Below are 12,624 nucleotides of genomic sequence, written 5' to 3' on the forward strand. Positions count from 1 at the left end.
AGATTTAAGTTATTTCAATTTAGTAAATATTTTTCCTAATTGTAAAGTATTACCTACGTTTTATTCTATTGCTTTTGATGTACAATGAAAGTGTTATTTATGTCTTTCAGAAACTATTTGGAACAATAACTGGTTAGTGATTTACAGAATATGAAGTTTTATGAATAAGAGTATTGGTCTGTTATTATTCAAAGACAATATCATTCAATTACTTTTTACAGGTACTGTAAACCAAAATTCAGATCCTTCACCCAGATGACTATAAACGCCAATTTCACCACCATTCTTTTCTACAAATTCCTTACAGATAATTAGTCCTAAGCCAGTACCTTTTTCACCATGCGTACCTTCCTTCTTTAATTTCTGATCTATCTTAAACAGTTTATCACAGCTCTCTTCCGACATACCCATTCCATTATCTTTTATACGTATTCTTAAATGATGCTGATTGTACTCTGTCTTTATTTGAATCATACCACCATCATCGGTAAACTTTATGGCATTTCCCATCAAATTCCTAATCACTGTATTAATACTGTTACGATCACCATAAGCCCGCAACTGACCATCATTTTCCTGAAATTGTATTTGAATACTCTTTTTTTGAGCAGCTATACGGTAAAGGTTTATATTTTCATGTATTATCGCGCTGATATCAAAGGCTTGCGGCACATAACTAATTTTACCTCGTTGTGAACGCGACCATGTTAATAAATTCTCGAGTAAGGAATATATTTGTTTAATTGAATGATGCATTTTTCCAACACACTCTTTTCTATCCTCTTCAGCATACTCATTATAATTATCGTGCAGAATATCACTAATGGACATTAAGCTTGTAAAAGGATTTTTTAAGTCGTGTGAAATAATTGAAAAGAATTTGTCTTTAGTAGCATTTAAACTGAGTAGGTAGTTTTCCGATTCTTTAAGGCGCTCATTAGCTTGTTTGATAGCACTATTCTGTTGTTTTAATAATTTATTGGTTCTTTGGCGTAATAAATACTGGTAAATAAATATTACAATCATTAAAAGCAATAGCACTTCAATGATAATAAACCAGCCCTTAAGCCATAAAGGAGGCTGAACTATAATTGACAATTCGGCCACCTCGCTACTCCATCTCCCATCGGCCCCGGAGCTTCTCACCCTGAAAGTATAATCTCCTGGATTAATGTTTGCATACGATACAAAATTACGCGTACCCGCATTATTCCATTCTTTATCTAATGGCCATAATTGAAACTGGTATTGAGTCTTATCGGAGAACATATGGTTCATTCCCGAAAACTCCAGAGAAAAGAAACGTTCTGCATAAGGAAGTGTAAAACTCTGAAGATATGAGATATGATTATCCAGCCAAAGTTGATCCTTATCATCGCGATATAATAAGTTCGATTTGGAAAGTTTTGCATTGGTATTTACTCTTGATCCCATTACATCTAAACGAGTAAATACTGTTTTATTCGTCTTACCTAAAAAGTTGTTTTTATTGGGATCAATAACATTTAAACCATACACTCCTCCAAAATAAAGTTTACCGTCTCTACCTTTGTGAAAAGCTCCTCCATTAAACTCATTGCTCTGTAATCCATCATTTATATCAAAATTAGTTGTTTTTCCGGTTTGAATATTAAAACAACAAATACCATAATTGGTGCTTAACCACAAACAACCTCTTTCGTCGGGTAACAATCCATATATCACCTCATTGGGTAAACCATCTGCAGTGCCATAAAAAGTAACTTCCTTAGTGCTTGGATTAAGACTATTTAATCCCTGATTGGTACCAATCCACAACAGCCCTGTTGAATCTTCATAGATCGAAAATACAATATCATTAGAAATTGATACTGATGTTTTTGTTGTATAATGAGTAAAAGACAATGTTTTTGGATCTATCATGTTTAATCCACCGCCATAAGTACCCAACCACAACCTTCCGTATGAATCTTCCATAATGGTTGAATAAACAAAGTTGTTACTAATGGAAGTGGAATCGTTGGGATTATGCATAAAACGACGAGCAGTATTAGTTTCCCGGTCGAATAGATTCAAGCCTTTTTTGGTCCCCACCCATAATCGGTTTTGCGTATCTTCAAATATTACACGAACAGAATTATCTGATATAGTTTGAGGATCATTATCATTATGAGCAAAAACAGTAAATCCATTCGTACCGTAACGACATAGTCCGCCTCCATCGGTACCAACCCAAATGGTTCCGCTACGATCTTCATAAATATCCCTGACTGATGTATTAGGTAAGGAATGATTGGTATCATCCACATCAAAATATTTGTATTGATCCGTTTGTGGATGATAGCAAGTGATCCCCTTATCGTTTGTACCAATCCAAATACAGCCATCACTAGCCTCACAAATCGTCCAGATAAAATTACTCGACAAACTATTTTTTTGCAACGGATTATGCTTCAAAATTTCAAACTTATTGCTACTTGAATTGTAAATATTAAGCCCGGCACCATATGTTCCCAACCACATGTTCTGATTAACGGGATCCTGATAAATACAGTTGATCTGATTTTGACTTAAACTTGACGGATCAAGAGGGTTATTGGTAAACCGACTAATATTACCCTCTTTAATTAAGAACAAACCGTTGCCATGTGTTCCATACCAAATATTAGTCATATCGTCTTTAAGTAAACACTTGTTTTGATTGACGGAAAGGCTTTTAGATTTTTCGGAAGCGGTAACAACTTTCTCCAGATAATTAATGTTGACTTGAAACTTATAAAGGCCGTCATCTCCACCAATCCAGATGATATTATTATCACCTGCAACAATATTCTCAATTCTTGCTATGACATTATCTTTAACCAATTCATATTTTATCCACTTATCATTTTCATATTCTTTATACCACAAGCTATTCTTACCGGCTGCCCATAAACCCTTTTTATCGAAAGTCAGATCATTTACCGCCCCTTTCACTTGCACCTGTATTTGATGGTTAGCTAAATCAACGGTGAACAATCCATTTTCTGAGGCAATCCAAATTCTATTTTTAATTACATCAATAGAATTTACCCATCCTGTTTGCGGATAACTTTTAGTTTGCAGATTATTAATTTCAATAACGGATAAACCATTGGCTGTACCAGCAAGAACAAATTCGTTATAAACCTCAAGACTTAATATGGTATCATTAACAATTTGAAATGTTGGATCTATAGTTGAGAAATTGGTAAATATCTCCTTCTGGGGGTTATATCTCGAAAGTCCGTGAGCTGAGCCGAACCACAAACATCCTAACGAATCTTCTGTGATGTTTTCAACCCACTTATGACAAATACTATTAGGATTGTTTGCCTCTGAACGAAAAACCTGAAAATGATATCCGTCATAGCGATTTACTCCATCTTCGGTAGCAAACCACATATATCCTTTTGAATCACGAAAAACACAGTAAACAGAACTCAATGATAAACCATCATCAATGTCAATGTGTTGAAAGCGCATAGGTGGATTTTGAGCTTCAACACATACGCACAATAAGGCATATAGAAATGTAGATAATAAGTATCTCATTTTATCAGGGTTAGCTATAAATATAGCTAATAATTAAAGGAAAATCAATCTAAAAGTATTCCTGCCTAGTTCTTTTGCTTTCTGAACTGCTTTCTGTATTCTTTGGTCATTTTTTCAGTTGCATATTGAAAAATAAGACGGGCAGCATCATTCTTCCACTTATGCAGAAACTCTTCAACCGGCTTTGGTTGCTTTTTCCAACATTCGCGCAAAAACCAACCCAATCCCTGATGAACCACTCTTTCATTATCCATCATCATTGGATCGATAAATTCTAGCAGCAGAATTAGATCGTATCCCTGCTTAAATGGCTTAATAAAACCTACAGGAACGGCTCTACGTTGAAATTTATTAGCAGCATCACGCCACGATACAAAATCATCTATTGTAACAATCTCTTTGTCGATAAAAAAAGGAATTAATTCGCCACAAATAGCATCGGTAATAGCCCAGTTGTTAATCCCTTTTTCAAACCAACTTTCAACAGACAAGAAAGTACTTTTAGTGAATTCTTTCTTATATTTCTTTGTTAAAGCAAAAGCAAAACTCATCTCTTCATATTTTCCTGTTGGGATGAGCAAGTTGGCTGTGTTTAAAACTAAATCCAGATCTACATCTTCTCTACTCGCAATTTCATCAACTTTGGCCAGTAATAATTCGGTAGTTAATCCGTAGGCATCAAAACCTTCCTTAAAATAGCGACTGTATTTTTCAACCACCTTTTCATCTGCGTTAGCAATGCAAAACGCGCGAAGTTCGTTAAATAAGTTATTGGGATTCATAGTCATTAGGATTTGTTTATTTATTAATAAATATAGTAAAGTAATTCCATTATATTTTTTCTACAGACATGAGTGTTTCTTATTGTCGGCATGTGCCGAAAGTTCCATGCAGTAGTGTTTGACGTTTTCAACCATGGTAGAATTTGCCATGCAGGGGTGTTTGGCGTTTTCGACTATTGCCGAAACCTTCAAACAAGTATGTTTGATCGTTTCGGCCACAACCGATGGGATGAAACACCCTTGTTTGAATAAAGAAGCTAAGAGTTTGTTTGTTTTAGGATCAATTTAACAAATCGTTTCATAAAAAAAGCTCCATCTTGGGGAAGATGGAGCAAACTAGAGTGAGCGAAAGGATTCTTGGGGAGAATCCCTTCAGATGGAGATCTTTTTGAAAAATTTCTCTCTTGTCTTAATTAATTGTTCATTCAAAGAAAACTCTTCTACGCTTATAAAGTCAACAAAAATGTCATGAAGCTGCAATTTTGGTGTATAAAACGCAAAATTATTTGCAGAAGGTTTTTTTTACTCTGAAAAGTCTAGTGTTGGACAAAGAACGGATGTGAATCCCCCCATGTAATTAACAACCACAAATAAATATGAGGACTGACGGATACGATCAATTAATGACATTTGTAGTTCATTGTTAGTATACACTTTAATAGAGCCATTGGCATAGTGTACCGTTAATTGATCTACCTTTTCCAATTCCTTATTACTAGACAGTAATTTCTTTGTCCAACTTAAATATCGAAAGCACATAAGAGTTAATTTTAGGTTGAACCAAAACTAATCTTTCGACAAAAATTGAACTCATTAAAAATGTATGAAACGGTAATTTTTGCGTTTGAAATATTTACTTGGCAAATCGCATACGATATTTAGGAGAAACTTTACCTTCAGCAATCTGATTTAGTTTATTCTTCATTAATCGCTTGCTAATACCCGAAACATGATCGATATATAAAATTCCTTCAGTGTGATCATACTCATGTTGTATTACACGCGCATTATATCCCGAAAAGGTTTTGGTTTGTTTATTAAAGTTTCGGTCGTAATATTCTATTTCAATGGACCAAGGGCGTTCCACTTCTCCATTTAAGTCTGGTAAACTCAGGCATCCTTCCTGATCTGTCCACCATTCGTCTGACTCATCAACTATTTCAGCATTGATAAAAACTTCTTTAAAGCCTGTTTCCTCTTCAAAAAGTTCAGCTTTTGCTTCATCATCATCTATACTATCGTAAACCTGTGTTGTATCAATTACAAACAAACGAATAGCCTTATTCACCTGTGGAGCTGCCAATCCTACTCCTCCCGCTTCATACATGGTTTCCCACATATTGTCAATCAAATCATTTAGCCCCTCATATTCAGGAGTTATTTCATCACATACTTTCCTCAATACTTTGGTTCCATATGCGGTAACTGCTAATGCCATCTCTTTGTTTTTTATTTACGGAGTGCAAAATTAATATAAAACATCAACAAGCCAATTATATAAAAGTTGAATACTAACACTGTTAATCTTTTCCCTTCTGAAAAAAACAGCAATTGAGAAAACAGCTTTTTTAATCATCGGATTGAGATTCACAATATATTTTGTTCTTTTGTAGTCAATTTTTCATAATACATTGAATATTCATTCATCAGCTAAAGATTTAAAACCAAAATGAAATCACTTGTCGGATATCTTTTGTCACCCATATTCCATTTATATTACGGATTGCTATTGGTAATCTTCCACCCAATTCAAGTGCTTGCTCATAAAATTTTCGGAGATAAAACCCGAAAGAAAGTAGTGGACATACTTAATCTTCTTTTGGTAAAAGGACTATATATTATGGGCTGCCGTGTTTCATTCAAAGGGTTTGACAGTATACCTTCTGATCGTCCTATTATTATAGTTTCAAATCACCAAAGCATGTACGATATCCCTGCCATTGTTCACGGATTTAAAAAATATTACCCACGCTTTATTTCAAAAATTGAATTAGGAAAAAATCTACCTAGTATATCGTATAATTTAAAGCATGGTAAATCGGCTTTAATCGATCGTTCCAATAAATCACAATCAGTCAAAGAGATATTTAAAGTTGGACGGCTGGTTCAACAAAACAAGGAAGCTATTTGCATCTTCCCTGAAGGAACAAGAAGCAGAAAAGGCAACCTGAAATCGTTTAAAAGAGCAGGTATTGAAACTCTTTTACGCGCTACCCCCGATGCTGTTATTGTACCTTTTGTTATTAATGGCCACGATCGTTTAGTTACCAAAGGAATGTTTCCACTCCAATTTGGAGTAAAAATAAGCTATACAGTTTTAGATCCGGTTGAACCTAAAGGTCAGGATATTGATGAGTTAATTCACAACCTGCACACCATGATTAAAAATGAACTAACAAAATAATCTTTTTCGAACATAAAACTATTTTGTTCTAATATACTGTAAATAAATTAGAAACATCATAGGGTTTCCTTTTTTATGTTACCCTATAACATTACCTTTGTCACTTATATTAACCATAGATCAAGATGAGCATATTTAAACAGCACACCTTTCATATTCCAGTGTTAGGTTTGGGCTATACGTTGGACACACCAATAAAGGTGGCACCATTAGGAATTTCTTCGGTAATTTCGTTGGTGGATGATGCATTGATGGAACAGCTGCGAGAATTTTACAGTAAGCAATTCAACCTGCCGTTTCAGGCAATATCTGAAAAAGCAGAAGATTTCAGGGCCGAAAGAATTACATCATACCTGAATATGGTAGATGATATTGTAAGTACCAAGGTTGCTAACCTTAAGCAAGCCGCTTTTGAAAAAGGTAGTGAATTTGAGAAATATATAAATCTTCTTCCTAATTTTTCAGAGATTGCTAAAAAATGGAATCTGGCTGAAAAGAGTAAAGAGGTAAAAGAAGATTTTAAGCATTGGATTCAAGATCATCTGCACATTGGTGATATTGATGTTAATATCATGACCAAGCTGGATAAGACCAATTACAAGGCAGGTGAAGAACTACCGATTGAATACAATGATGCACATGCTGCATTAAGAGGATTTGCAAACAGTAAGCTAAACTCATCCATTGTGTTATCAGCAGGTATGAGTCCAAGATTATATTCATACATCGAAAAATTCAAAGATTTCTTTCCTGACAATAATGGCGAACTTAAAAAGAAAATTATTCTTAAGGTAAGTGATTTCCGTTCGGCATTGGTACAAGGTAAAATGTTAGCAGCAAAAGGCCTTTGGGTATCTGAGTATCGTATAGAATCAGGAGTTAACTGTGGAGGACATGCCTTTCCAACCAATGGAGTATTATTTGGCCCCATATTAGAAGAATTCAGACAAAAACGTGATCAGTTACTGGAGACTTGTAAAAGTGTATACGAATCTACATTAGCCAAGAAAGAGATTACACAGCCTACGGAGCAACCAGCTATTAAAATAACTGCACAGGGTGGTGTAGGTACCAATGAGGAACACCAGTTTTTGATGGATCACTATCAAATGGATGGTGTTGGATGGGGAACTCCTTTTATGTTAGTTCCTGAAGCTGTAAGTATTGATACTTCAACACTTCAATTATTGGCTGATGCCAAAGAAAAAGATCTGTATTTTTCTGGCTTATCTCCTTTAGGAGTTCCTTTTAATAGTGTTAAAGGAGCCAGCATGAGCGTTCAGCGCCTGGAATATGCACAGGCAGGTAATCATGGAATGCCCTGTACCAAACAGTTTCTGAAGTACAATACAGAGTACACTGAAAAACCAATTTGTACAGCCTCTAAGCAATATCAGAAAAAGAAGCTGGAAGAATTAAAAGCACAAAACCTCAATGCCGATGATTATCAAGAGGCATATGATGAAATAATTGAAAAGGAATGTTTGTGCGTTGGGTTAGGTATCTCGTTGTTAGAATCGAAAGGAATTGAGGTAAAACCAACCGATAAGGTAACAGTATGTCCGGGTCCTAATTTGGCCTATTTTTCAAAAGAAATGACTCTTAAAGAAATGGTAGATCATATTTATGGGCGTGTTAATGTTCTGGATAATCGTCATCGACCACATATGTTTTTAAAAGAGTTGGGTATGTATCTCGATATCTTTAAAAAGCGTCTGGATAAGTTTATGAAAACAGCCGACGATAAAAAAGAATTGAAACAACTTAAAGCTTTCCAGAAAAATGTATTTGATGGAATAGAGTATTACAAAGGGTTGTTTACTGAAAAGAAAAAAGAAATACTGGATGAAATTGAACACATGCTTCAACAAAATCCTAGTATAAACACAGAGTTATAGTACACCAAATTATTCTTAAAAGCCGGGGAAATTATTCTCGGCTTTTATTTTTTTAGAACTCTGCGTTCGCTATCAATTGTTCAACTCTACATCTAATTGCCGCCCCTCTTCTTGTGCTTTTTTATCCATACCAGCACCAATGGCCATTCCTACAGACAATCCAATGGGCAAACCTATTCCTAAAAAGGCCATTTGATGAAAAACAGTACCAAACGCTACACCAATAGGAATTCCGAAAATAGCCATACCAATAGCCAACCAAAGATTTCGGTAATGATTTTTAGGTACTATCTTTAAATGTTTTTCTAATAGTTTTAAAATCTTAAGCTGATGTGCCTTTATTGCTTTATCCAGCGGCTTATCCACCGATGGATGAGTATTAATTGCTCTAATACTGTCATTAATCTGTTCAACTATAGAATCGGGCAGTTCTTTTTTAGCAATCTCAATTAATAAACTGTTGAAAATCCGCAAACGCTTCCCGCATTTGGAATCATAGTTTAATTCTTCACGCAGAGTTAATTCTATAAGTTTCATTGGTTGTAGGATTAATAAAGTCAGACTGAAATACTTCTACAAAATATTTATTTCTCAATATTAAAAATATTTCTTACCACAAGCAACCCTTTTTATTAAACCTGCATTTATCTTAGTAAACTCATTGCCCAACAAGTGAAAAAACTAATACGAGATTTAAAAAAGAAACGAAGCAAAGCACAGTTCAAAATATTTGAACTCTACTCCGACTTTCTGTTCAAGGTTGCCTATCGCTATCTGAAAGAAACACATTTGGTGGAGGAAGTGGTTTCGCAAGCTTTCTTTAATATCTTCGAAAAGATAGCTCAAACCGATATTGAAGAAGAAGGAGCTTTTAAAGCATGGGCTCGTCGTGTTACCATTAACCAGGCTTTAATGGAGATACGAAAGCATGTCCGCTTTCAGGAAGACATCAGCTTGATTGAACACATTGAAGAGTCGCCTATTCGAACGGATCAACATTTGCACGAACAAGACATTGTAAAAATGGTATTGCGGCTACCCGATGGTTACCGAACCATATTTAATCTATATGTTATTGAGGGATACACGCACAAGGAAATAGGTGAAATGCTTTGTATCTCAATAGGAACTTCCAAATCGCAATTAAGCAAGGCCCGAAAATTATTAAAGAATTACATTCAACAAAACGAGGAAGATTATGCAGCCATTCGATGAAAACAATATACGTAAGGCCTTTGAAAAGTGGGACAACGAGCCTGCTACCTTGGACTTCAATAAAAGCAAAATACGGAATAAACTAGGTATTGGAACCATTGCTTTATGGCGACAACGTTTAACACAAGTAGCTGCAACAGCCATCATTATACTTTTAAGTGGTGCATTAGGGTATGCTCTTGTAAACAACATACAAGCCCGTGAGGATAACCAACTTCTGCTTTCACAACAACTTAAACAGCAACAACTAATGAAGCTGTTACGTGATTCGCTAAACAATATTAAGACAGCGAAAGAAACTAAGTATGTAACTGTGATAGAAGAAAAAAAAGTGCCTGATCCTGAATGTGATCAGAATCAGCTGCAATTGCAACATCAATTAGCAACATTAGACAACGAGAATATGAACCTAAAAGCATCGCTTCAGCAATTATCAACAGCCACCGATGAGCTAACAGACAGTATTCAAAAGTTACTTTCCAATATGGATGCCATGGAGCAGGAATATATAGCGGTGATTGATAAGATGAAAGAAAAACCGGGCTTCGATATTAACTATAACCAACAGATGATGGCATCTACAAGCCCTGATAAGTCAACTCAGCAATTAAACGAGATAAATGAAGAAAAAGTACAATTAAAACTGGGCAGTGGACCTAACCGTACAGCACCTTTACGTCGTAGTTTCTCTTTCAGATAAATAACCTTAGCTAAATAACCATGAAAAAATTATTATTTATATTATTAATAACCTGCATTGGTACTCTTAAAATTCAGGCAAAAAATGAACATAGAGATACTATACGTCTGATTTTGCCTAATAATGTAATGGTAGATCAGTTGGTTTATTATCGTAAAACTACAGACACAGATATACTGAAAGAACTGAAAAAAAACATAAAAGCTTTTTTAAATGATTTTAATAAATTGGAAACCGAAGAGTTAAGTGAAAAACATCCAATTAAGTTTACATACACAATAGGCAACGGTTTTATTGCTACCAGTTCTATCACTTTTACTGATTATCGTACCCCAACTACTATCCTGTTTACCCAAAACGAAACTAACAAATTCAAAGACGGCAGTGAGAAAGAAGAGTTAATTATAAAAAAACGAACACACCTGCTTGAAATAATTGAACATGTGCACCCACACAAATTCAAATCCTTAATCCATTTTAATAGTATTGATCAATTAGATGCCTTGTTAGAATACGATTTTGAAGAAATTAATGAAAAGCTTCAATCCCTGATGGATAAAGATAAAAGTTATAAGGGTAAACCATTTATAACGTATATAAGAATCAACGAAGACAATCAACCAGAAGTGATCAAAACTGATTACCCCAATAACAGAAGTGACGTGATTCAACTATCGGCAGGTTCTGGTCTGCAAAATTTAAAAGGAGATTGGCTAGGAAGCTTCAGCACACAAGCCACCATGATTCTTGCCCGCAAAGGAATGGATAAACATGCCTTTAGTTTTTCTTACGAATGGCTATACAATTTTACTGCACCCAACGAAAGATTTATTAATGAATTTATTGATTTAGGATATGCCTATAACTTTTCTAAATCCCCCGGCAATGACAGTTGGGTAGGATTAAGTTTTGGCTTTATGACCAACCGTCGGGGTGAATTCTTTGCCAACAACAGCTATCGTTTAGGGCTGAATACAAGATTAAATAAACACTTAACGGTGGGTCCGGAAATGTATTTTAACGACTTTTTCAAAAATGTATATCCTGGTGTTAATGTAACTATCACTGTCCTATAAACTTCAATCTCTCATATAACCTTAAAGCCTGAATGAGAACTAATATTCTTTTTCAGGCTTTTGCATTCAGTATAGAACGAATGAGTTACTAATAATATCTTTCATCAGAACAATAATGAAAAGATCTTTTCTGTATTTTTGCAAAAAAAAATAATGGAATATACTAAAGTAGCTGTAACCGTTACCCCCTCCAATGAAATTGCCAACGACCTGTTAATGGCGCAAATGGGTGAACTTGGATTTGAAAGTTTTAGTGAAACCGATTACGGTTTTGATGCATATATACCTACTAAAGATTTCAATTCTAGTCTTCTTAAATCAATTGAAATTCCGTTTGAAGATACAAAGCTTGCATTCACGAATGAAGTAATGCCTGATGTTAATTGGAATGAGGAGTGGGAGAAGAATTATTTCCAACCGATTATTATTGATGATAAATGTATTGTTCGCAGGCCATTTGATAAAGTAGAAGGTAGTTACAAGCATGAAATTTTGATAGAACCTAAAATGTCATTTGGTACCGGACATCATTCTACAACCAGTCAAATGTTGCAGTTTATATTAGAAACTGACATAAAAGGCACCAAAGTGCTGGATATGGGCTGTGGAACAGGAATATTAGGTATGCTCTGCGCAAAAAAGAAAGCTGCTTCGGTTGTGGGCATTGATATTGATGAATGGGCGTACAACAATGCTATTGAAAACTTAGCCTTAAATAACATTAGTAATATGACCATTGAAATGGGTGGAGCCGAAAAAATAGGTGAACGCTCTTTTGAAATCATTCTGGCAAATATTAATAGAAACATTCTACTGGAAGACATTAAAAAATACCAAAAAAGCCTAGTGCCTGGAGGCAAACTTATCTTAAGTGGTTTTTATCAGGAAGACCTAGAAATAATTACTCAGGAATGTCAAAAACACCAATTGAATTATTATTCGCATAAAAATGACAACAATTGGGTGGCAGCTGCGTATATACTGGCTAAATAACACA

12 protein-coding genes are annotated in these 12,624 nt (G+C 34.9%); 7 read left to right on the forward strand and 5 right to left on the reverse strand.

Going from position 1 to position 12,624, the window contains the following annotated elements; translation table 11 throughout:
• Positions 1 to 204: 204 nt before the first annotated feature.
• Positions 205 to 3,552, reverse strand: a complete 3,348-nt coding sequence (locus KEM10_RS05335) for a ligand-binding sensor domain-containing protein (protein WP_212214418.1) — start codon at positions 3,550 to 3,552, stop codon at positions 205 to 207.
• Positions 3,553 to 3,617: 65 nt separating this feature from the next.
• Entirely contained in the window at positions 3,618 to 4,334 is a 717-nt protein-coding gene (locus KEM10_RS05340; RefSeq protein ID WP_212214419.1) for a DNA alkylation repair protein, read from the reverse strand.
• A gap of 133 nt (positions 4,335 to 4,467) precedes the next feature.
• Here KEM10_RS05340 and KEM10_RS05345 point away from each other — a divergent pair, with 133 nt between their 5' ends.
• Positions 4,468 to 4,623, forward strand: a complete 156-nt coding sequence (locus KEM10_RS05345; protein ID WP_212214421.1) for a hypothetical protein — start codon at positions 4,468 to 4,470, stop codon at positions 4,621 to 4,623.
• 233 nt (positions 4,624 to 4,856) lie between these two features.
• On the opposite strand, the gene KEM10_RS05350 is transcribed toward KEM10_RS05345, so the two are convergent.
• On the reverse strand, positions 4,857 to 5,093 hold the full coding sequence (locus KEM10_RS05350; protein ID WP_212214423.1) for a hypothetical protein: 237 nt from the start codon (positions 5,091 to 5,093) through the stop codon (positions 4,857 to 4,859).
• Between the two features lie 94 nt (positions 5,094 to 5,187).
• A complete protein-coding gene (gene def / locus KEM10_RS05355; protein WP_212214425.1) occupies positions 5,188 to 5,772 on the reverse strand; it encodes a peptide deformylase in 585 nt (194 codons plus the stop codon).
• A 231-nt stretch (positions 5,773 to 6,003) separates the two neighbouring features.
• Here def and KEM10_RS05360 point away from each other — a divergent pair, with 231 nt between their 5' ends.
• Both KEM10_RS05360 and KEM10_RS05365 read left to right on the forward strand, forming a co-directional pair.
• Entirely contained in the window at positions 6,004 to 6,738 is a 735-nt protein-coding gene (locus tag KEM10_RS05360) for a lysophospholipid acyltransferase family protein (protein ID WP_212214427.1), read from the forward strand.
• A gap of 125 nt (positions 6,739 to 6,863) precedes the next feature.
• Entirely contained in the window at positions 6,864 to 8,636 is a 1,773-nt protein-coding gene (locus tag KEM10_RS05365; RefSeq protein WP_212214429.1) for a hypothetical protein, read from the forward strand.
• Positions 8,637 to 8,708: 72 nt separating this feature from the next.
• Here the strand turns inward: KEM10_RS05365 and KEM10_RS05370 are convergent, their stop codons facing one another.
• Positions 8,709 to 9,173, reverse strand: a complete 465-nt coding sequence (locus KEM10_RS05370; protein ID WP_212214430.1) for a hypothetical protein — start codon at positions 9,171 to 9,173, stop codon at positions 8,709 to 8,711.
• A 135-nt stretch (positions 9,174 to 9,308) separates the two neighbouring features.
• Between KEM10_RS05370 and KEM10_RS05375 the strand changes: the two genes are divergently transcribed.
• The 4 genes from KEM10_RS05375 (at position 9,309) to prmA (ending at position 12,620) form a co-directional block, all read left to right on the forward strand.
• Positions 9,309 to 9,851, forward strand: coding sequence for an RNA polymerase sigma factor (locus KEM10_RS05375; protein WP_212214432.1), 543 nt, complete (start codon positions 9,309 to 9,311; stop codon positions 9,849 to 9,851).
• Positions 9,835 to 10,551 carry a hypothetical protein gene (locus tag KEM10_RS05380; RefSeq protein WP_212214435.1) on the forward strand — a complete coding sequence of 239 codons (717 nt, stop codon included), beginning with the start codon at positions 9,835 to 9,837 and terminating at the stop codon, positions 10,549 to 10,551. The genes KEM10_RS05375 and KEM10_RS05380 overlap by 17 nt, the downstream gene beginning before the upstream one ends.
• A 20-nt stretch (positions 10,552 to 10,571) precedes the next feature.
• Positions 10,572 to 11,627 (forward strand): hypothetical protein, encoded by a 1,056-nt coding sequence (locus tag KEM10_RS05385; protein ID WP_212214437.1) that lies wholly within the window; start codon positions 10,572 to 10,574, stop codon positions 11,625 to 11,627.
• A 153-nt stretch (positions 11,628 to 11,780) separates the two neighbouring features.
• Entirely contained in the window at positions 11,781 to 12,620 is an 840-nt protein-coding gene (gene prmA / locus KEM10_RS05390) for a 50S ribosomal protein L11 methyltransferase (RefSeq protein WP_212214440.1), read from the forward strand.
• Positions 12,621 to 12,624 lie beyond the last annotated feature (4 nt).

It is taken from the genome of Carboxylicivirga linearis (genome assembly GCF_018271995.1).
GTDB lineage: Bacteria > Bacteroidota > Bacteroidia > Bacteroidales > Marinilabiliaceae > Carboxylicivirga > Carboxylicivirga linearis.